Genomic DNA, 22,254 nt, shown 5'->3' with positions numbered 1-22,254 from the left:
GAAACACATCAACGCCATTACACCACCAGCCGCCATGCTGTTTCAAAAACCACTAATCCCTATCAGGGATTGAAACTTGTGCCACCTTACGGCGAGTCTCGATGTAGGGAGCCTCAATAGTTTCAAAAACCACTAATCCCTATCAGGGATTGAAACGGGGAAATAGATCTCCCAGAACCTATCTCTTCGGTTTCAAAAACCACTAATCCCTATCAGGGATTGAAACCGCCACCAGCACCGAGCGGGATCTTTTGAGTGAAGTTTCAAAAACCACTAATCCCTATCAGGGATTGAAACTCACCACGCTAATATCCTACCGACAGAAGGCAAGTTTCAAAAACCACTAATCCCTATCAGGGATTGAAACAACTATACAGACGGCTCTATTTGGATTAGTAGGCTCAAAAGTTTCAAAAACCACTAATCCCTATCAGGGATTGAAACCTTGAGGCTCTATCCGAGCATAGGCAGGGGCAGAAAAGCCAAGTTTCAAAAACCACTAATCCCTATCAGGGATTGAAACCGACTTGACTCAGCCGATAGCTCACAACCATTTCGTGTTTCAAAAACCACTAATCCCTATCAGGGATTGAAACAGCGAATCGCAGCAGACCAAAAGCAACAAATCGATGTTTCAAAAACCACTAATCCCTATCAGGGATTGAAACGAGAGGGCTTAGTTGTCCGGGTAGAGCGCCGCGCGTTTCAAAAACCACTAATCCCTATCAGGGATTGAAACTACCTGACGGTTAAAGAGGAATTGAGGATTATTGGTTTCAAAAACCACTAATCCCTATCAGGGATTGAAACTTGATTCCCGCAATGATGATTACTCGAAAAACCTGTTTCAAAAACCACTAATCCCTATCAGGGATTGAAACATTAATTAAGGATTTTATGCAAGAAATCACTGCTGAGTTTCAAAAACCACTAATCCCTATCAGGGATTGAAACACAGGGGCGATCGCATTTCTGGACACCTCTAGCAAGTTTCAAAAACCACTAATCCCTATCAGGGATTGAAACAGTTTGACTGAGCAGCGAAAGAGCAAAACTCTCGTTTCAAAAACCACTAATCCCTATCAGGGATTGAAACGATGAATTGGTCGTATTGAAGTAGAAAGTCTCTCTCGGTTTCAAAAACCACTAATCCCTATCAGGGATTGAAACTGAACTTCCTATAATTACCCGTGCTAAATCCGACGTTTCAAAAACCACTAATCCCTATCAGGGATTGAAACTTTTAACTGCTGCTGATATCTATTTGTTCAGAGTTTGTTTCAAAAACCACTAATCCCTATCAGGGATTGAAACCACCCACCGCACATTCCCGCTGTCGGGTTTGTCGGTTTCAAAAACCACTAATCCCTATCAGGGATTGAAACATGCCTTGAGTAAGTGATCGCCTATTTGGGCAAGTTTCAAAAACCACTAATCCCTATCAGGGATTGAAACGGGGCTTTATGAATCGCAAAAATCAAGCCGGAAGTTTCAAAAACCACTAATCCCTATCAGGGATTGAAACAGGCAGCCCAAAAGCTGGACTTCGAGCTAGTCAAAGTTTCAAAAACCACTAATCCCTATCAGGGATTGAAACATAGCGTAATACTTTTTCTCTTTAAGAGAACCGCTGTTTCAAAAACCACTAATCCCTATCAGGGATTGAAACAGAATGAGATTGCAGAGTATTGATTAAGTGCGATCGCGTTTCAAAAACCACTAATCCCTATCAGGGATTGAAACGTGAACAAGTCACCATAGTTTCCACAATCACCGAGTTTCAAAAACCACTAATCCCTATCAGGGATTGAAACTTGATAGCCAGACGCGCTCCCATCGCGCCAAGTTTCAAAAACCACTAATCCCTATCAGGGATTGAAACGCCATTTTTGCAGTGCAGCTCTAGGATCTCTTTTTCCGTTTCAAAAACCACTAATCCCTATCAGGGATTGAAACGGTTGTCAATGACGCCGAAGACTTCATTCATCCGGTTTCAAAAACCACTAATCCCTATCAGGGATTGAAACTTGTATAGGAGTATACCAAATGAAGAAAACAAAAGTTTCAAAAACCACTAATCCCTATCAGGGATTGAAACTGCAATTCACCGCCCTCAGCGAAATTCAAATCGACAAGTTTCAAAAACCACTAATCCCTATCAGGGATTGAAACTGAGCTAGAGCGGCTTCGTGTATCTCAGTCTTTGTTTCAAAAACCACTAATCCCTATCAGGGATTGAAACTTTGTAGGAGATTTTGTTTCATGAGCGAATACCTGTTTCAAAAACCACTAATCCCTATCAGGGATTGAAACCAAGATTCAACTGGGCTTTACCGAGCTGGGCAGATGGTTTCAAAAACCACTAATCCCTATCAGGGATTGAAACACTTATCGCCCTCAGGTGACGCTCTTTTTCTATCGTTTCAAAAACCACTAATCCCTATCAGGGATTGAAACAACTTTGACAACCGCTGTGATGCCTTGTCTGTAAGGTTTCAAAAACCACTAATCCCTATCAGGGATTGAAACTGATGTACGCAATCCACAAAGCACCAACGGGCAAAATCTACGGTTTCAAAAACCACTAATCCCTATCAGGGATTGAAACAATGCACGAAAATACATTAAGGAAGCTTCAATTAGTTTCAAAAACCACTAATCCCTATCAGGGATTGAAACGAGCGATCGCTATTGTCGATTTTCGGCACCATCCAGGTTTCAAAAACCACTAATCCCTATCAGGGATTGAAACAGGCAAAGGAGAGCCATATAATGACAATTACCCAACGTTTCAAAAACCACTAATCCCTATCAGGGATTGAAACAGACCCGGAAATCAAGGCATTCATTCGTAGCATTTAGCGTTTCAAAAACCACTAATCCCTATCAGGGATTGAAACCATTAGTCGCTGACTGTGTTAGAGATTCGTTCTGTCGTGGTTTCAAAAACCACTAATCCCTATCAGGGATTGAAACATACATGGTAGTTAGTGGTAGATGATGGTCTAGAGTTTCAAAAACCACTAATCCCTATCAGGGATTGAAACTGGGTTTAGCTTCTTTTCCCAGCGCTCGACGATTTTGGTTTCAAAAACCACTAATCCCTATCAGGGATTGAAACCTTAAACTGATGCCCGTGCCGCTGAATATCCCTCGCCGTTTCAAAAACCACTAATCCCTATCAGGGATTGAAACTCGATCGGCGAACCGCGCATAGGTGACGCGCTGGAAGTTTCAAAAACCACTAATCCCTATCAGGGATTGAAACCCGTTTTCGATGGTTGGGGTTTGGTTGGGCATGAGTTTCAAAAACCACTAATCCCTATCAGGGATTGAAACAATTTCGTTTAGGTAGGCTCTTACATCTAGAATCGTTTCAAAAACCACTAATCCCTATCAGGGATTGAAACTTCGATTGCGAAGAACTTTGGTTTGATGGCAGCGAGTTTCAAAAACCACTAATCCCTATCAGGGATTGAAACAACGGTGGAGGTGGTGGGGCGCGGTGATCTGGAGGTTTCAAAAACCACTAATCCCTATCAGGGATTGAAACCCGCTGGATCAGGGATTCAAAGCCGTCTTCCATCGTTTCAAAAACCACTAATCCCTATCAGGGATTGAAACTATTCCTAAAGGAGTAAGTAATCAAGCATGCCTGAGTTTCAAAAACCACTAATCCCTATCAGGGATTGAAACAAGAAATTAAAGCCCAATTTCTACACTTTGCGCGGGAGGGTTTCAAAAACCACTAATCCCTATCAGGGATTGAAACGGGGCGGTAAAGTTCCTGCCCTAGAATTACGGGTTTCAAGTTTCAAAAATCACTAATCCCTATCAGGGATTGAAACAAAATGATAGACGATAGTAGACAACTTCGTCTCAGGTTTCAAAAATCACTAATCCCTATCAGGGATTGAAACAGCCCTTCTCTGAGCCAGTGCAGCTCGATTTCTAGTTTCAAAAATCACTAATCCCTATCAGGGATTGAAATCGTGATTCGCAGTTCTCAGCCGCCAGGGCTTGCAGATTATCCCGTTTCAAAAATCACTAATCCCTATCAGGGATTGAAACGCTTTCCTTTGGAGGTACAGGATCGTAACCGCCGGGATGGAAGGGGTGACAGCGTAAGATGCGCCGAATGGCTAGCCAACTACCACGCCAAGCACCAAATCGCTCTACCGCTTCGAGAGCATAGGTAGAACAGGTAGGGGAAAAACGACAAGATGGCGGGAATAGGGGAGAAAGAAGCATCCGATAGCCCCGAATTAACCAAATAAGCAACCTTTTCATTCTGTCTTGTGTGACTCAAATCGAATAGAGTGGTAATAGCAGACTCTAGCGTGCGGTTTAAACAATACTTTGAGCGGTTCTGTGGCTTGGTTCGCTGTTTATCCCAATTTCTGGCTCCACATTGGTCTAGTGGGAGTTTGTTTAGGTGTCCTCGTCTTATTTGCGGAAGGACTAAATCGCTTTACCTCCACGGGTTCGGAGACGGTACGGAAGGTCGTGCATATCGGCACAGGCAATATTATTTTGCTGGCTTGGTGGCTACAGATACCGACTTGGGTCTGTATTGCTGCTTCGATCGTAGCGAGTGCGATCGCGCTTTTATCTTTCTTCATCCCATTTTTACCCGGCATCAACAGCGTTGGACGCAAAAGCCTAGGTACATTCTTCTACGCCGTTAGCATTGGTGTTCTCACCGCTTGGTTTTGGTCGCAACGACAATATGAGTACGCCGCCCTTGGCATTTTGGTGATGACGTGGGGAGATGGACTCGCCGCACTAATTGGACAGCGCTTTGGCAAACATCACTACAAAGTCTGGGGAATTCAAAAAAGCTTAGAAGGCTCACTAGCAATGTTTGTCAGCAGCTATATCGTCAGTAGCTCGATCTGGCTCGCCGTGCAAGGTAACGTCTGGCAAACTTGGCTTCTACCCGTCGCGATCGCTGCTTGCGCCACAGCCTTAGAAGCCTTCTCTATATTAGGCATTGACAATCTCACCGTTCCCATCGGTAGTGCAGCAATAGGGTTTTTCTTAAATCAACTTTTCCCCTTGCAGTAGTTGGCACCAGGATTTTACTATTCCCCGCCGCGATTTCTATCTCCTCAAAAATAAATCTTAGACTTTATCCAAAAACTCAGTGAAGTTGAATTGGCTTTATTACTGTAGATAGATTGAAATTTCCAACCTTTATTACCCTAGAGTGATGGGGAGCAGACAGGGCGATCGCTAACCTTAGGTAAGTATAGAGACGCACTGAAGGGAATTTACACCACAGTGGTTCCTTGTTACACATCAACACAGAGCGACCTTAGATGTGAGAACAGTGCATATAAGAAGCAGATAGTAGAGCGGGATGAAGTTTTTGTCGCTTCCTTCACCTTATTACCACCAAAAGGAGACTAAACTCTCTATCAGAGCGCCCTTAGGTGGTAGACGTTTCACATCTGTCTGTAAAACTGATTATATTAAACAAGCTCTGGCTCTTAATAGAGTCAGGGCTTTATATTGGTAATAACTAAAAACCCGATCTCAACAAGCGGACAAGGAAGTAGGAAGTAGGACAAAGTAAATCATTAAAAGTTGAGAACGAAGGCCTCAGCCCTTGCTGCGAAGCAACTTAGAAGGTTTTATATCACTCCCCATCGTTTAATTTATTCCCGCCTATCTATCAAGCAAAATCCGGTAGGAAGAGTACAACTTCCCACCGTTGCTCGCGAGCAGCCTAGGAACAACTACCAAAATACTTTTGTTAATTACTACCAATCTGAATTATTGCTTTCATAGAAAGGATCGCCGTCAAAGGGTTGTACGCCAATGACAGGATAGGCATCATCACTAGGCCCAAAAATACGTGCAACGGCTTCAGAAATATACTGAACCATGCTGTCAAACAGATTGTAAATACCCATAATCTTGCTCTCCTTTTATCCCTACGTGATAGTTGGAAGTGAGATGTAGCAATCTTTAATCTGAATCTACTTCTAATTATGGGAAAATATCGCGGGTTTGTGGAAGCTTGCAATATTTGTTTGATTATATTTGCAATACTTTTCTTCCACTTGTAGAAAAAGGGAGTTTTTTCTGCAAGCTTCTCTACTGTTTTTTGGAAGCGATCGCATCCCCCTAAATTAATCCCAGGAAGAAAATCGACGAAACGTAAGGACACGGTATGCCGTGCCCCTATACCTATTGTTTAACCTGAGCGCCATGGAGGCGGGGGTCGTCGTTGGCTGTTTTTGGGGTGGTGACGGGGGCTTTGAAGTTGGACACCACCCCGGTTCCCTGGGTATAAGGGAGAGGTAATTCGGCAACGAGGGCGTCTAGGTTAGCTTGAAGAACGGGACGGGGTTGTTCTCCGATAGCTTGGGCGATCGCTTTTCCGTCACGATTGAGAAAGGCAAAGTGGGGGATGCCATCAACACGGTAGTTCAAAATTTCTGGCAGCCATTTGGTGTTGTCTACGTTGAGCATGACAAAATTGAGCGAATCTCCATACTGCTGTTTGAGTTCGCCCAAGTCTTTTGCCATCGCTTGGCAGCTCGTACACCAATCGGCATAAAACTCCATCAACGTCGGTTTGTCGTTGCTGAGGGCAACTTCTAAGGGAGTAGATTGCTCGGCCTGGACGGCGAGAGTGGCTTCAGGAGTCAGGGTTTTTAAGCCGAGGAATAGGGCAACGCTTAACGCGATCGCTACCAGTGCAATCAAGAAATTTCTGACGCGGGTGCCCCCAGACACTTCCGATTTTTGGGGAGTGGTTGGTGCCGAGTCAGGGGATTTCGTCGCCATGTTAAACCAACTTTATTGTTAATTAATGTTCACAAAAACACTCTAACAAGCTCATGAAAAAACGGGTAACGCTGACTTTTCCCAAGCGAACGGTACATATGCCAGTCACCTATCGACTGGCAAAGGACTTTAATGTCGCTGCTAACATCATCCGCGCTCAGGTAGCACCGAATCAGGTGGGCAAGCTGGTGGTGGAATTACTGGGTGATATCGATCAGGTAGACGCGGCAGTCGAGTGGATGCGATCGCAAGATATCCATGTCTCCCTAATCAGCCGCGAAATTGCGATTGATGAAGAAACTTGCGTGGATTGTGGCTTATGTACTGGTGTTTGCCCCACAGAAGCCTTGAGCCTCGATCCGGAAACCTTTCGGCTCAACTTCGCGCGATCGCGTTGCATTGTCTGTGAACAGTGCATCCCCACTTGCCCCGTTCAAGCAATTTCCACCAGTTTCTAGAACGCTAACCCAAAAATGTGAAGTGTAATTACCGACTACCGATTGCTGTTATTCAACAAGGGACGCACAATTACAAAGCCTGTACCAAAGGCTGTCGCGACAATCAGAAAGATTGCCACAACCAACAACCAGCCGCTGACATCGGTGGAACGCTCCGCTGAAGGAACGCGGCGAGGACGGCTTTCCTGTTCAATGATCCGCTTTTGCTTTTTCTCAGGATGGATAGGGGCAGGAGCTTCAAGCTGGCGAGGGGGAGATGGTGGTGCGACTTCTTCAATCACCGGGACATGAGCAACCGGTTGAGGTGGCTTCGCGGCTGTCATGGGGCGGGGCTTGTTCAGTGGTTCTGGATTCGGCTGAGGTACTTCCAAGCGAACCCCTTGTGGCAAGTAATCAACGACTTGCTGTAGATGTTGGGCAGATTGAATAACTTTTTGAACTTCTTGTCGCAGTTGCTGATTTTGCTTGGCTAACTGCTGATTTTGGACGCTCAGAGAGTCGAGCCTCGCTTGGGCAGATTGCAACTCGGCCGAGAGTTCCCGATAGACAGAAATCGGCACCGAGGGGCAGTAGGCGGTGGATGGTGTGGGGGGAGTGGAGCGGTCGTCGCTAATGGAATTTTGCATGGCAGGATCAATACGGGGCTTCGAGGTCATAGCTATAGCAAAACTTCTGTAAAGCAAGGATAGTGGATTTTGGAAGCCAAGCGCAGCACTTTTTTGATAAAATTTCCGTTCTCAGCAAATCAGGGCTAGGGAAGAAGATGCGGTCTTATGCACTCCCTAGGAGAGGAAGGGTTCTTCTCTTCACTAGGAAAAACAGCTAGTGTTTCCTCTTCAAGCTTGCATCAGGGGGAAAAAGTGTCCCACAGGCCCAGACCCCTCACCAATGTCCAAAGCATACTGCAAAGCGGTTGTCACGTAGTCCTTGGCAAGCCGCACAGCGGTTAGTGGCTCTTTTCCTAAGGCGAGATTTGCCGCGATCGCACTACTGAGGGTACAGCCAGTACCGTGATTATTCTGAGTCTCTACCAGAGTAGTTGTTAGAGTTTCTAGCTTTTTGCCATCAAACAAAACATCTACCCCCCGGAGGCTACCCATCATCCCTCCCCCTTTCACCAATACAATTGGTGCCCCCAACTGGTAAATGCGCTGTGCCGCCGCCCGCATATCATCCAGGGTATGAATTTGCAGACCGCTCAGGATTTGGGCTTCGTAGCGATTGGGCGTCACGATTAGGGCTTTGGGGATCAAAACATCCCGCAACGATGCCACCGCCTCATTATCAATGAGTTGGGCACCTGTGCGGGAAACCATCACCGGATCGACTACCAAGTTTGGAAGTTTTAACGCCTCAACTTGGGCGGCAACGGCTTCAATAATTTCCTGATTCAGCAACATCCCCGTTTTCGTTGCCTGCACGCCGATATCTTGGACGACTGCCTCAATTTGGGCAACCACCGCAGCGACAGGCAGGGCATCTACCCTCGTAACCCCCTGAGTATTTTGCGCCGTCACGCAAGTCAAAGCGCTGGTGCCATGGACACAGTGAAAGGAGAAGGTACGTAAATCAGCCTGAATCCCTGCCCCTCCGCCACTATCTGAACCCGCGATCGTTAAGGCAACTGGAATTTCAGTCAGCCTGGGTTCTGAGTCCTGATTATTAGGGGCAGGGTATTGCCTTCCCCTGACTGAGTTGGTGAGTTGAGATTTGTTCATGGCTAATGGCGAAGACAGTCATTAGTTTTTCTCTCCCCATTCCCCAACACCCGATCTCCGACACCCATCACTAACTAGTTTCTAGGGGTGCGACGTCGTTGGAGAAATTCCGGAATATCCAATCCCGTTTGGTTTTTGGGTTGAGCGGTAGGAGGAGGAGCCACAGGTGATTGCTTCGGTATTGCAGCCACTCGTTTAGGAGGAGGAGATTGCACTTCTCCAGTAAAGCCTGTAGCGATGACGGTAATTCTGATTTCACCCTGGAGGCTTTCATCAATCACGGCACCAAAAATAATATTGGCGTTTGGATCGACGACTTCGTAAACCGTCTCGGCGGCAGCATTGACTTCGTGGAGAGTCAGATCGATGCCACCAGTGATATTGAGGACAACGCCTCTTGCACCTTCGATAGACGATTCGAGTAGGGGAGAAGAAATTGCCGCGACTGCCGCTTCTCTTGCCCGTGATTTCCCTGAACCGATCCCAATTCCCATCAAGGCTGATCCGGCATCTGCCATCACAGCACGGACATCAGCAAAGTCAACGTTGACCAAACCAGGAATTGTAATGATATCGGAAATTCCTTGCACACCCTGACGCAAGATATCATCTGCGACGCGGAAGGCTTCTTGCACCGGAGTTTGTTCGGAAATAACCGACAAAAGTTGATCGTTGGGGATCACAATCAGGGTATCGACTCGGCTTTGTAAGGCAGCAATGCCTTCTTCGGCTTGAGAGGTGCGACGGCGTCCTTCAAAGGTGAAAGGACGAGTCACAACCCCCACCGTTAGGGAACCCATTTCTTTTGCTACTTCCGCAACAATGGGGGCAGCACCTGTACCTGTGCCGCCACCCATCCCAGCAGTAATGAATACTAAGTCAGTGTTTTCTATCGCTTGGGCAATTTCGTCACGGGATTCTTCCGCTGCTTTTTGCCCAATGGCTGGGTTACCACCTGCACCCAGTCCTCTTGTCAGTTTTTGCCCAATCTGCAAGCGCTTTAAGGAAGAGGTTTGGGCGAGGGCTTGGGCGTCTGTATTGATTGACCAAAATTCTACACCAGTCACTTCACTGGCAATCATCCGGTTAACGGCATTGCCGCCACCGCCGCCAACACCAATGACTTTTATCTTGGCAATGCTACTTGGAACTATATTGTCAGTCCTGGAATCTTCCCTAGGCATTTTCTTAAAATCGTTGCCTTGGCTTGAATGTAACCCAGAGTTACCAAAAGGATAGTTGTTTTCAATGCCGCCTGAAATATCGGCATTTCCGGTTGGGTAAGAGTTTTGATGGTCAATCTCTAGTTTACTATTAAGCGTCATTGCACTCAGGAAGGATTGCTAAACAATTTTTGAGTTTCAAAGTAGCGATCTCAGCCAACTAAGCTAACTACATGGTGATCTAAGCCAACTATAGAGTAAGTCAATGGAAAAACCAACGAATGTATCATACGGCGCATTGAGGTTTATTAAAACAGCTAATAGTCAAGGGTCACTATTAGCGATTTGCCGAAGAATATTACGGGGGTGTATTGTTGACTTCGATCATTTGGATAGATGGTGTTTCAGGGTTTTTGAGGTCAATATAAGCGATTTGACCGGGCTGTACGTGGGTGGGCAATTCTCGCATGCGATCTAAGGCACTTAGCTGCTCTGGAAACTGAGCATCATAGGGGCCAAAATGCACTTTTCCTAATTCTGTTTTTAGGACTAAATTGGCGGGATTTTGCCAATCAATCTCAAAAATCTTGACAGGAGAGCGGCTAACTGCCTGATAAAGTTCTGACCAGTAGACACGGTCTTGGGGCTTCATTCCAATCACTGTCAGTGTCGGCATTGTAAAGGTTTTCTGGACTGAGGTGTAGCTGCTTTGAGGCATCCACACCCCTTGTTCATCTAAAAAACCAGGGGCGTCGGTTTCGTTAGCTGTCTGGGAGTTTTGACTACCCGCTAAGGCGATCGCTACAGGTTGGCGCTCTGTGACTTGAATCATCAATCCTGGAGGAGCAAGTTTGCGGGTAACAGTTGCCTCAAAGATGGGGGCTTGCTTCTCTAGCTGTTGGGCGATCGCTTGAGGTTGTACGCGTAGCAATGACTTTGGGTAGGACAATGCCAGCATCGAGCGAATGCTTTGGGATGAAAGAAACTGATTGCCCTCAATTACAACTTGTTGACCGTCTTGAATGACCCACTCGGGTAGCGTAATTACCCAAATTAAGCCGCCTGCTATTCCGACTCCGACGAAGGAGCGAAAAGCTGCCTGAAAGAACTTCGCTCTACGAGCGCGTTGTAGCTGTTTGCGCCGAGTTGTTAATTGGGTGGGGGAAACTGAAGCAATTCCGGTCATCTACTACCTCTCAATCCGCCTGGAGGTGAACTAATGTGGGGGGGCTATCCTTGGCAATTTTACTTGCAAGAACGAAAAATACTTTTTTTATTTAACCACTCGCTGATCAAGTCGCTGCAATTATTTCGAGTCGGTGAGTGCTAAGTCGGTGAGCTAAAGGATGGGGATCAGGTGAGCAGGGGAGCGGGGGAGCGGGGGAGCAGGGGATCGGCGGAGAAAATAACCAACCCTATTCATCCTTTACTTCATCCTTCATACTTCATACTTCACCCTTCATACTTCATACTTCATATAGTTTTCTTTCGAGCCAAGTACAGGGCGATCGCTACCATCACAGGAGCGAGAGTGCTTGGTAACTAAGGAAGGGCACTTGTAGAGTAAAGAAATGAAACTGCATCTACCGAAATTTTTCAAAGCTTGTAACCCTAGCAAAACCCTTGTTGCAGGGAATCCTGAGGATCGTCAATACTATATCGATTTTTCTGCTGTCCGGGGCGGCAAAATTATCGAAGCATTGGGACGAACGATTACCCGTCTTTCCCCGGATGAACCCACTTGTCAACTGTTTACCGGACATATCGGCTGTGGCAAGTCTACAGAACTGTTGCGGCTCAAAGACTACTTGGAGAATCAGGGCTTTCATGTGGTCTATTTTGAGTCCAGCCACGACTTGGACATGGCAGATGTTGATATCAGCGACATTTTGCTCAGTATCGCTCGGTCAGTGAGTGAAAGCTTAGAAGACATTAACATTCAGCTGCGCCCTCGGTACTTTAACAACTTGTTCAACGAAATCAAAAGCTTCATGCAGACGCCGATCGATCTGTCGGCAGAAGCTGAGCTATCCCTGGGAATTGCCAGAATTACTGCCAAGACTAAAGACAGTCCCAAATTACGCGAACAGCTCCGACAGCACTTAGAACCCCGCATCCAAAGCATTTTAGGTGCAATCAATGAAGAGATTTTGGAGCGGGCAATTGAAGAATTGAAGCGGCGCGGTAAACAAGGGCTGGTGGTGATTATTGATAACCTGGATCGCGTTGATCCCCGAGTCGCCGCTACGGGGCGATCGCAACCGGAGTATTTGTTTGTTGACCGAGGTAGCCAACTGCGACGCCTAAATTGTCACGTTGTTTACACTTTGCCGTTGGATTTGATGTTTTCTAATGAGTATGAAACCTTAAAAAACCGATTGGGGGGTGGGGTGGCTCCCAAGGTCTTGCCGATGGTTCCCGTGCAACAACGGGATGGTTACGATCATCCCTTGGGAATGGCACTGCTACAACAGTTAGTCTTGGCGCGAGCCTTTCCTGAAGTGGAACCCAGACAACGGCTGCAATTGCTCCAAGAGGTGTTTGACAGTACCGAAACCCTCAACCGGATGTGTCGGATCAGTGGCGGTCATGTCCGTAACTTACTAGGACTGCTGTACAACTGTCTGCAACAAGAAGACCCACCTATTTCTCGTAGTTGTCTTGAGAGTGTCATCAAGGGATACCGAGACGATCTATCCCTTGCCGTTGATGAGCAAGAGTGGCAGTTGCTGTTTCAGGTGGTGCAACAGCAATTTATCCGAGGTGAAAAAGAATACCAAACCCTCTTGCGTAGCATGTTCGTCTTTGAATACAGAGATGAGCACGGACGCTGGTTTGGTGCCAATCCCGCTCTTGCTGAAACTAAAAAGTTTCAAGATTTAGTAGAAATTAAGAGCGAGCGATAGGCATTATTTGTTTGCAGTAGAGACGTTTTGCTAAAACGTCTCTACGTGTAATATTGTTCTTCGCTACGATCGGCGTCACAGTTTTGACTAACATCAATCACAGTCTGCTTTACATTCTCTGACGGTAAATAACAGTAAAATTACTAGCAGTAAAATTACTTATACTTTTCCAAAATTTCGCTTAAAAAAATCGGGATTTTCAGCGATCGGTTGTCCCTTAGGGAAGAGAAACTTTCCTTTTAGATAACGGTGATTTTGCACTTGACACCTAACTTGAAAGTCCTGAATCGGCTAGTAATGAAGTTCTAAGACAGAATAAATGCTTTCATCGAAGGGTTACCTCCGAACAGGCGTGTGCCTATGTGATGTAACAGCTTCTATCAATATCGTCTTGAACGTTTTTAGTGCTGCTCTTTGTAGCGGCGTGTAGAAGTCCAAGCCTGAAAACACACTTTCATTTTATGTATCCTGCGGCAAGGCTTGCGCCTACGTGAGTGCCAGATCATGACCCGTCACACCGACAAGCTAGCAGTTGCGAATACAGTGGTTTTTACATGAGTGCGATACAAGTATCTATTTCCCTTGATCTCCCCAACACTCCTTTAGTAAGGGGAAACGATCGCTCTTCGGCACGGAGTGCCAGACGGGTGAACACTTGTGATGCAGTCTACTGAAAATGGCTGTAATGACCGAGTCTGAAAGACCAGAAGCACTCTTCCCCTTCAATGAGCGGTCGCTATCGACCCTACTTCGAGCCTTGACGTTGTCGGAGGGTAATTTTGCGCTCATCTTAGTACGCTGTAACTACCACATCGGTCGCCTACAGATGTGGCAGCAACTACAAGCACGCTACAGCCAGCCACTACAAGAGCTGGTCTTGCCTAAATCAACCACTACCCTATTTACGACCATTGTTGCTGCCATCGATGAACCACCGTCAGCGCTGCTGGTGTTTGGGCTAGAGTCTGTGAGCAACGTTGACCAACTCCTCGTCTCTAGCAATCAGGTTCGAGACGAATTTCGCAAGCGCTTTTCTTTCCCCTTGGTGATCTGGGTAACGGATGAAATTCTGCAAAAACTGACGCGGTTTGCTCCAGATTTCAAAAGTTTTGCCGCTGCCTCAATTAAGTTTGAACTCACGACCGCGCAGTTGGTGACGCTGTGGCAACAAAGAATTAATGATTTATTTAACGCCATCTTTGAGGCGGGGATGGAGGAGTTTTTGCCCAATAAGGTTTTGGGTTTAGCCCCTGGATGCCGCTATCGCCAGGAACTAGAATCGGCACTGCGGGATTTACAAGCTCGCAATGTCCGCTTAGAGCCGGAAATGGTTGCCACTTGGAAGTTTATCCGTGGTCGCGATGCCTATGGGAGTAACAACCTTGATGAAGCGTTGAAGCTGTATCAGCAAAGCCTCGCCGCTTTACCGTCTGGAGTAGCTGCCAACTCATCTCCCCTCCCCGACCCCAACCTGACGCGGCGAGGTGTCATCTTCCATCACAGTGTTTTATGTTATTGCCGCAAAGCGGAACTACAACCTTTAGAAAATCGGGACAATTGGGCGCAAGCCAGAGCCTCTGTTGAAGCGGGGCTGGCAGTGTTTCAGGCAGCGGGGCGTTTAGATTTAGCCGCTGGGTTAATGCTTCAGCTCTGTGAAATCTTGTGCCACCTCGAATCTTGGCAAGAGTTGCAGACGCTAGCGCTACAAGTTTTGACCCAACCACAAATTTATCGTCCTATTCAACTGGCGCAAGCCAGCGGATTTTTAGCTCAGGTGGCGTTGGCACAGCAGAATTGGCAGGGCGCGAGACAACTTGCTGAAACAGCGATGCAAATTTTGAAACAGTCTCGTTTGGATCAACCTGAGCAGCAAGGGTTGTATCTGCTGATGCTTGCCAAAGCGCAACGGCAACTCAATCATCCTCGACTGGCGATCGCTTATTTGGAACAAGCTAAAGCGATAGAAATGGTGCCGACAGGAGCACCACGACAGCGCCCCCACCTGTATCTAGATATTTTAGAAGAATTGCGATCGCTCTACTTTGAGCAGCAGCAATACCTGCAAGCCTTTGAAATTCGTGCTACTCAACGCTCTATTGAGCAACAGTATGGCTTTAGTACCTTCCTTGGTACTGTGTCCTTGCAGCCGTTGCGCGTTCCCAGTTCTTCCCCAACTGACAGAGCTGTCTCGCGCTTGCCTAGAGAAATTGCTGCCGCCGGACGCCAGCCGGATGTTCAGCGCCTAATTACCCGCCTCAGTCGCACTGACCACAAACTCACTATCCTCCATGGCTCCTCCGGGGTGGGGAAAAGTTCGCTACTTAATGCGGGGTTGGTTCCTGCCCTCTCGGCACACATTATCAATGCCAGATCGGTCTTACCCATAGTGCAAAAGGTTTATCGCGGTTGGCAGCAAGCTTGCGGGCGTGCCTTGACCGACGCCTTACAAACCTTGCCTGAGGTGCCCTGCCTTTTAACTCCCCCTTTTTCCCACTCAGAAATCATTCAGCAATTACGGCACAATGCCGAACACAATCTCTTAAGCGTCCTGATTTTTGATCAATTTGAAGAGTTTTTTTTCGTTTATACAAATTTGGCAGATCGGTGTAAATTTTACGAATTCCTACGGGATTGCTTAAATTTACCCTTTGTAAAGGTGATTTTGTCGTTGCGAGAGGATTATCTTCACTACCTGCTAGAATGCGAACGCTATTGCCCTATTGATGCTATTAATAACAACATTCTTGACGGACAGATTCGCTACCACTTGGGAGAATTGTCCTTAAAGGATGCCACGAATGTCATCCGCACCTTAGCGGCTTCCCAGTACCAGCTAGAAGATGCATTGATTGACGCCCTAGTGAAGGATTTAGCGGGAAGTTCCTCATCGGTTCGTTTGATTGAGTTGCAGGTGGTGGGTGCCCAACTGCAAGCGGAAAAAATCCATCGGCTGACCCAATATCGGGCGCTAGGGGAAAATCCTAAGACAAGATTAGTGGAGCGATCGCTTCTGAGTGTGATTGACGATTGTGGCCCTGAAAATGCGGCTCTCGTCTGGAAAGTGTTATTTTCCCTAACTGATGAGCGGGGCACTCGTCCCCTCAAGACCCGCACAGACTTATACCAACTTATAGATTCTGGGGAAGGAAGAAGCCCAGAGAAAAGGACGCCGCGACGCCGAGAATTTTCACGGAATTCCTCCGCTAAAGGCAGCACACTACTAGCAGACAGGAAGAGTTCAGAGGCGGTATCTCCCGATTCCGCACTAGAGTTAATTTTGAAAATTTTAGTGGGTTCGGGTTTAGTCTTTCGCCTCCCCGATGAACCACAAGACCGCTATCAACTCGTTCACGACTACCTCGTTGCACCGATTCGTCAAACTTATCAGCGACGCGTGCAACGAGCGATCGCTGCCCAGCTCAAAAGTCAGGACATGGCGCTTTTGCGGGTGCGCCGCCAGCACCTATACGCTGTGATGGTGGGGGTGACGATGGCAATTTTAGCGGCGGCGGTGGGGGGCTTGGCATGGCGAACGGAAATGCAAAAACGCTTTACTAGCAATCTCTTGACAAATGCCCAACTTACTGGATTAAGTGCTTCCTCCGAAGCCCTATTTGCCTCCCATAAGGAATTTGACGCCCTCTTAGAAGCCACCAGAGCTGCCAAACGCCTGCAAGAGGCAACCACCGTGGAACCCTACACTCGGCTTCAGGTACTCACTGCTTTTGAACAAGCCATTTATGGGGTAAAAGAGCGCAATCGCCTAGAAGGACATAGCGATGTGGTCTGGAATGTTAGTTTCTCCAAAGATGGTCAGGCGATCGCCTCTGCCAGTCGCGACAAAACGATCCGGTTGTGGCGTCCCGATGGCACCTTGTTCAACGTCCTCAAGGGTCACGAAGAGAGCGTGACTAGTGCAGTGTTCAGTCCTAACGGACAACTGCTTGCCTCCGGTAGTTGGGATCGGACAGTCAGAATCTGGCATCTTGATGGGACAGGAGTCCAGGTTTTGCGCGGTCACAAAGGTTATGTCTATGATGTGAGCTTTAGCCCCAATGGACGCTGGATTGCCTCGGCATCGGGGGATGGCACAATCAAGCTCTGGACATCAGAGGGCAAACTGGTCAAAACCTGGTTTGCTCACCAGGGAATCGTCACGTCCGTCAGCTTCAGTCCGGATAGTCAGCGACTGGCGTCTGCTAGCGAGGACAAGACGGTGAAGCTATGGACGCTCAAGGGGCATCGCCTGCAAACCCTGACGGGTCATCACGGAAAAATCAGTGCGGTAAAGTTTAGTCCTGATGGTCAGCGGCTTGCCTCCGCCAGCGATGACCGGACAGTCAAGCTGTGGAAAACTGACAGCAAAGGAGTGACTCGTCTTGAGAGAACCTTATCGGGACATCAAGGTTGGGTGTTTGATGTCGCCTTCAGTCCTGATGGTAAAGCGATCGCTTCAGCCAGTGATGACAACACCGTTAAACTCTGGCACAACGACGGCAAACTGGTCAAAACCTTTGACGGACACAGCGATGGTGTTACTGGCGTTAGTTTTAGCCCCGATGGTCAGGTGCTGGCTTCTGCTAGTTTCGACAAAACCATTAAGCTGTGGGGACGTCATGACCAGTCCCGTTTAATTTTACGCGGACATCATGATGAGGTCAGGTCAGTGGCGCTTTCGAGGGATGGTCAATTAATTGCTTCGGCGGGAAATGACAAAACCATCAAACTCTGGACTCGCACGGGTAAACTTTTGGCAACGTTGCAGGGACACACAGAACGCATCTACAGTGTCGTATTTTCGCCGGATTCCCAGTATCTGGCATCTGCTAGTCGCGATGGTACGGTAAGGCTTTGGCAGCGAGATGGCACATTGATCAAGACGCTGCAAGGGCATAAAGATTGGGTGTTGGATGTCAGCTTTAGTGCGGATTCCCAGTATCTAGCATCAGCGAGTCGTGACCACACCATTAAGCTTTGGCGGCGAGATGGTCGGTTGATTAAAACCCTCAAAGATCATAGCGATCGCGTCAATGCGGTTAGCTTTAGTCCCGATGGGCAGTACTTGGCTTCTGCTAGCGATGACAATACGGTCAAACTTTGGACGGCTGACGGTACCTTACTCAAAACCCTCAAAGGTCACAGTAATTGGGTATTGGATGTGAACTTTAGCCCAGACTCTCAGCGCCTTGCCTCCGCCAGCTATGACAATACCGTCAAGATCTGGAATCGTGATGGGATAGAATTAAAAACCCTCAAAGGTCACAGTGATAGTGTCGCTAAAGTCCGTTTTAGCCCCAGTGGGAAGATCCTGGCAACTACAAGTTGGGATAACCGAGTGCAACTCTGGCGGTTAGACGATACATTGGTTAAAACGTTAGAAGGGCACAAGGCACGAGTAATCGGCATCAGTTGGAGCAACGATGCCCAGACCTTGGTAAGTGCTAGTCAAGATCATACAGTGATTGTGTGGAACTGGAATTTAGATCAGCTTCTGAGTAAAAGTTGCTACTGGCTACAGGATTATTTACAAACTAATCCCAAAGTTAGACCAAGCGATCGCTATCTTTGTACTCAAATTGATGGAGGAAAAAAGACAGAAAATTGAAAAGAATTAAAATTTAATTAGCAACGTAGTCAAATTGCAAAAAACCGGATCTTTCCGGATTATAGGCAACTTTTACTGCCTATGCAGAATAGGCGACAACGCTTCCTAACACTTGCCTGTGTTAGAGTGAGCGTGATTCCTTTGCAGTAGTATTCCTCCGGCTTGTGAAAGAATTATGGTAATAACAAAGCGTGGTATTGTTCTCGGTGCGACAGCCGTAATGTTAACGACGGTTGCTGTTACGGGCGTTGGTATTCATCATGGGACTCAAAGTCAAGCATTTTTTCGTGAAAGCCCAAAAGAGTTAGTTGATGAAGTTTGGCAAATTATTGACCGTCAGTACGTTGATGCCACGTTTAACCAGGTAGATTGGCAAGCGGTTCGCAACGACTATCTCAACCGCTCTTACACCAGCAAAGAACAAGCCTACGTAGCCGTGCGGGAAATGCTGGAGAAATTGGAGGACCCCTACACGCGGTTCATGAGCCCCGAAGAGTTCAAGAACATGCAAATTGATACCTCTGGGGAACTAACGGGTGTAGGTATCCAGTTAGCTCAAGATGAGGAAACGAAAAAACTGACGGTGATTGCACCGATTGAAGATACCCCCGCCTCCAAAGCCGGGATACTCGCAAAAGATATCATTATCCAAATTGACGGCAAAAGTACCGAAGGCATGGATGTGAATGATGCCGTACTACTAATTCGGGGCGAAGAAGGAAGTAGCGTCAACCTGAAGATTCAGCGAGGAAAGCAGGAACTCGACTTTGACCTGATGCGGGCACGCATTGAAATTCACCCGGTACGCTACAACGTGCAGAATTCGCCCACGGGTAAAGTTGGCTACATTCGCCTCAATCAATTCAGTGCCAACGCTGCTCAGGAGATGCGCGATGCGATTAAGGCGTTAGAAAAGCAGCAGGTAAATGGCTACGTTCTAGACCTGCGCTCCAATCCTGGCGGCTTACTGTACTCCAGCATTGAAATTGCCCGGATGTGGATGGATGAAGGCGCAATTGTCTCCACGGTTGACCGCCAGGGAGAATCAGACCGCCAGCAAGCGAACAACCGCGCCCTAACCGACAAACCCCTCGTCGTACTCGTCGATGGCGGTTCTGCCAGTGCCAGCGAAATTCTCTCTGGGGCATTGCAGGATAACAAACGCGCTACCTTAGTCGGCACCAAGACCTTTGGTAAAGGTTTAGTGCAGTCGGTACGCGGCTTAGGCGATGGCTCCGGTTTGGCAGTAACTATCGCTAAATACCTCACTCCCGACGGTACCGATATCAATAAATTGGGTATTGCTCCGGATGTGACGCTCGAACTGAGCGAAGAACAGCAAAAAGAGTTACTGGCAGACCGCACCCAAGTCGGCACCCTCCAAGACCCGCAGTTTTCTAAAGCTATCGATGTCTTAGGCAAAGAAATCGCTGGTCAACGTCGCGACACTCAGGCAGGAGCGATCGCTGTTCCGGCTGTCCCTCAATAAAGATAGGCAAAAGTCAGAGTGTGACTTTTGCTAAGCCCTCGTTAAACGGGTTGACACTTGCCCGCACGGATCAAACCGACCCGGCGGGCGATCGCTTCTCCTTGAGAGGCAAAGGGCCCCCATCGCTCCACAAATGCTGATTCATTCTCCCCAACCACCAACTCGCTGGGGAGAATTTCACAAGAACCTTCAGGATGCTTGACAATATACCAAGTTTGTGTGGCGTCCATAAATCAGTCGGGTGGTAGGTTACGGCTCCACCTAACCTACCCTACCACTCACCGACTCAGGACTCAGCACTACTTTCAGCCATTGCCAGCACCTGCTCAGCTAACTTGTTGGGCACTTCTTGGAGATGGTCGTGCTTCCACTGGAAAAAACCAGTTCCCAAGGTGAGCGATCGCAACTCGACAATAAAGTCGTGCATCTCTGCTTGGGGAAGATAACCCGAAACACAATCCCAACCCCGCCAGTCAGAACGTCCTTCGTAGCCCAAAATTTGCCCCCGGCGTCCTGTAATCAACTGCAAAACCTTGGAGGTAAATTCCGTAGGCGTACAGACCTGAATCGACATAATCGGTTCTAGGAGAGTTGGCTCGCAATTGAGCATCCCTTCAGTCATTGCTAGCCGCGCCGCCTGCTTAAAGGCTTGTTCGGAACTATCGACGGAGTGGTAAGAACCATTATTGACATACTCCCCGGCGTGAACGCACGGGGATTCTTTACGCTTCATTGACTGATGCTACCGAGGTAGTCTTACTCTGTCTCGACGTACATTTAGAGTCGTGCCGATGCCCCATGCCGACTTCTCGACAGGCTCGAAGCGACGCTTTTTCTATATTTACCGATGCGTTCTCATCCCTGTCGTGTTCAACGCCACAACTTAAGCAGAGTATTGAACGAACAGACAAATCAATCTTGCCCCAGTTGAACCCGCATTCAGAACAAACCTGACTGGTTGGTTCCCATCGACTAATGACCGCAAACTTGCGTCCATACTTCTCAGACTTGGCTTCAACCAAAACCCTGAAATCTCTCCAGCCTTGCTGACTAATTACTCTAGAAAGTTTACGATTTTTAACCATCCCTGACACATTCAAATCTTCCAAGACGATAGTTTGGTTTTCACTAACGATTTTGGTTGACAGTTTGTGCAAAAAGTCTTTGCGGATATCTGCAATTTTGTTGTGAGCCTTAGCTATCCGAATCCTGGTTTTGTACCTCCTGTTCGAGTCTTTTTGTTGACGGGCTAACTTACGCTGAAGTTTACGCACCTTACGGTCTAGTGCTTTATAGCAAGGACTGACAGCTATTTCACCGTTACTCATCACAGCAAAAGTCCTAATACCCAAGTCAATGCCGATACTTTGGTTCTTGGCACCAATACTGACTGGTTCAACTTCTACGACAAAACTCAAGAAATAACGGTTAGCACAGTCCTTAATAACAGTTACAGAGCTAGGGTTTGCAGGTAGTTTTCTTGACCAGATAGGCTTAACAACACCTATCTTTGCAAGATAAACGCCTTCACCTTTAATAGAGAAACCCCCAATCCTGAACCGTGCCGACTGGCTATTAATCCGTTTCTTAAATTTAGGATAACCAACTTTTCTGCTTTTTCTCTTGCCTTTGCAGGAATCGAAGAAGTTCTTGAAAGCTACTTCTAGATCGGCTACTGACTGCTGTAATGGGATGTTTGACACTTCACTAAGCCAAGATCGTTCTTCAGTCTTTTTTGCCTGAGTGATAACTATCTTTTGGAGTTCAGCAGATTTAGGTTTCTTTTCAGATTGTTTACAGATTGCAAGAGCATCGTTGTACACAACACGAACGCAGCCGAACAACCGAGCCAAGCTCTGCTGCTGTTGGTCTGTTGGGTAAAAACGATACTGGTATCTTGCTTTCATTTTCCAATCCTCCTGTTACCATTATCCTAGATGTATACCCACTTGTTTGTACATTTTTATGAAAACAGAAAAAATTTATATTAGATTAACCGAATACGAAAAGCGGCAACTTGAAAAAGAAGCCGCAAGTCGTGGAATGACTAAATCTGAACTGATTAGAACTTTAATTGCCCGTTTTCCAAAGCCTAATAAAAAGCCGTCCTAGTGGTC

14 protein-coding genes, 2 pseudogenes and 1 CRISPR repeat array (1 of these 17 running past the window's edge) are annotated in these 22,254 nt (G+C 47.2%); of the genes and pseudogenes, 6 read left to right on the top strand and 10 right to left on the bottom strand.

Translation table 11 applies throughout. From position 1 onward, the window contains the following. Positions 1-4,071: a CRISPR direct-repeat array (repeat unit 37 nt; unit sequence GTTTCAAAAACCACTAATCCCTATCAGGGATTGAAAC); it reaches 183 nt to the left of the window's first position. Positions 4,072-4,080: 9 nt separating this feature from the next. Next, a pseudogene (gene yidD, locus AC5JR3_RS10740) lies at positions 4,081-4,290 on the bottom strand (membrane protein insertion efficiency factor YidD); the annotation flags it as partial. Between the two features lie 69 nt (positions 4,291-4,359). On the opposite strand from yidD, the gene AC5JR3_RS10735 reads away from it, so the two are divergent. Then, positions 4,360-5,067, top strand: coding sequence for a diacylglycerol/polyprenol kinase family protein (locus tag AC5JR3_RS10735; RefSeq protein ID WP_495845735.1), 708 nt, complete (start codon positions 4,360-4,362; stop codon positions 5,065-5,067). A 698-nt stretch (positions 5,068-5,765) separates the two neighbouring features. Here AC5JR3_RS10735 and AC5JR3_RS10730 read toward each other — a convergent pair. Continuing rightward, positions 5,766-5,918 (bottom strand): hypothetical protein, encoded by a 153-nt coding sequence (locus AC5JR3_RS10730; RefSeq protein WP_495845733.1) that lies wholly within the window; start codon positions 5,916-5,918, stop codon positions 5,766-5,768. A gap of 277 nt (positions 5,919-6,195) precedes the next feature. Beyond that, on the bottom strand, positions 6,196-6,798 hold the full coding sequence (locus AC5JR3_RS10725; protein ID WP_495845731.1) for a thioredoxin family protein: 603 nt from the start codon (positions 6,796-6,798) through the stop codon (positions 6,196-6,198). A 53-nt stretch (positions 6,799-6,851) separates the two neighbouring features. On the opposite strand from AC5JR3_RS10725, the gene AC5JR3_RS10720 reads away from it, so the two are divergent. Next, positions 6,852-7,256, top strand: coding sequence for an NIL domain-containing protein (locus AC5JR3_RS10720; RefSeq protein ID WP_495845729.1), 405 nt, complete (start codon positions 6,852-6,854; stop codon positions 7,254-7,256). Positions 7,257-7,291: 35 nt separating this feature from the next. Here AC5JR3_RS10720 and AC5JR3_RS10715 read toward each other — a convergent pair whose 3' ends face one another. From AC5JR3_RS10715 to AC5JR3_RS10700, 4 genes are all read right to left on the bottom strand, one after another. Further along, on the bottom strand, positions 7,292-7,912 hold the full coding sequence (locus AC5JR3_RS10715) for a hypothetical protein (RefSeq protein WP_495845727.1): 621 nt from the start codon (positions 7,910-7,912) through the stop codon (positions 7,292-7,294). Between the two features lie 180 nt (positions 7,913-8,092). Further along, positions 8,093-8,974, bottom strand: a complete 882-nt coding sequence (thiD, locus tag AC5JR3_RS10710; protein WP_495845725.1) for a bifunctional hydroxymethylpyrimidine kinase/phosphomethylpyrimidine kinase — start codon at positions 8,972-8,974, stop codon at positions 8,093-8,095. 74 nt (positions 8,975-9,048) lie between these two features. After that, the gene (gene ftsZ / locus AC5JR3_RS10705) at positions 9,049-10,299 is read right to left on the bottom strand and encodes a cell division protein FtsZ (protein ID WP_495845723.1); all 1,251 of its coding nucleotides are present in this window, start codon (positions 10,297-10,299) and stop codon (positions 9,049-9,051) included. 196 nt (positions 10,300-10,495) lie between these two features. Next, a complete protein-coding gene (locus AC5JR3_RS10700) occupies positions 10,496-11,323 on the bottom strand; it encodes a cell division protein FtsQ/DivIB (RefSeq protein ID WP_495845721.1) in 828 nt (275 codons plus the stop codon). 385 nt (positions 11,324-11,708) lie between these two features. Between AC5JR3_RS10700 and AC5JR3_RS10695 the strand changes: the two genes are divergently transcribed. The 3 genes from AC5JR3_RS10695 to ctpC all read left to right on the top strand — a co-directional run bounded on the left by AC5JR3_RS10695 (position 11,709) and on the right by ctpC (position 20,137). Next, positions 11,709-13,043 (top strand): P-loop NTPase fold protein, encoded by a 1,335-nt coding sequence (locus AC5JR3_RS10695; RefSeq protein ID WP_495845719.1) that lies wholly within the window; start codon positions 11,709-11,711, stop codon positions 13,041-13,043. A 685-nt stretch (positions 13,044-13,728) separates the two neighbouring features. Further along, positions 13,729-18,648, top strand: coding sequence for a WD40 domain-containing protein (locus AC5JR3_RS10690; protein ID WP_495845717.1), 4,920 nt, complete (start codon positions 13,729-13,731; stop codon positions 18,646-18,648). Positions 18,649-18,823: 175 nt separating this feature from the next. Beyond that, positions 18,824-20,137 carry a carboxyl-terminal processing protease CtpC gene (ctpC, locus tag AC5JR3_RS10685; protein ID WP_495845715.1) on the top strand — a complete coding sequence of 438 codons (1,314 nt, stop codon included), beginning with the start codon at positions 18,824-18,826 and terminating at the stop codon, positions 20,135-20,137. 41 nt (positions 20,138-20,178) lie between these two features. Here the strand turns inward: ctpC and AC5JR3_RS10680 are convergent, their stop codons facing one another. The 3 genes and pseudogenes from AC5JR3_RS10680 to AC5JR3_RS10670 form a co-directional block, all read right to left on the bottom strand. Further along, on the bottom strand, positions 20,179-20,367 hold the full coding sequence (locus tag AC5JR3_RS10680; protein WP_495845713.1) for a DDE transposase family protein: 189 nt from the start codon (positions 20,365-20,367) through the stop codon (positions 20,179-20,181). Positions 20,368-20,423: 56 nt separating this feature from the next. Then, positions 20,424-20,825, bottom strand: a pseudogene (locus tag AC5JR3_RS10675) (elongation factor G); the annotation flags it as partial. A gap of 34 nt (positions 20,826-20,859) precedes the next feature. Further along, the gene (locus AC5JR3_RS10670; RefSeq protein ID WP_495845711.1) at positions 20,860-22,044 is read right to left on the bottom strand and encodes an RNA-guided endonuclease InsQ/TnpB family protein; all 1,185 of its coding nucleotides are present in this window, start codon (positions 22,042-22,044) and stop codon (positions 20,860-20,862) included. Between the two features lie 58 nt (positions 22,045-22,102). On the opposite strand from AC5JR3_RS10670, the gene AC5JR3_RS10665 reads away from it, so the two are divergent. Next, the gene (locus tag AC5JR3_RS10665; RefSeq protein WP_495845709.1) at positions 22,103-22,249 is read left to right on the top strand and encodes a plasmid mobilization protein; all 147 of its coding nucleotides are present in this window, start codon (positions 22,103-22,105) and stop codon (positions 22,247-22,249) included. Positions 22,250-22,254: the final 5 nt, after the last annotated feature.

This window comes from Kastovskya adunca (assembly GCF_059505785.1).
This window is presented reverse-complemented; position numbering and strand designations above follow the sequence as displayed.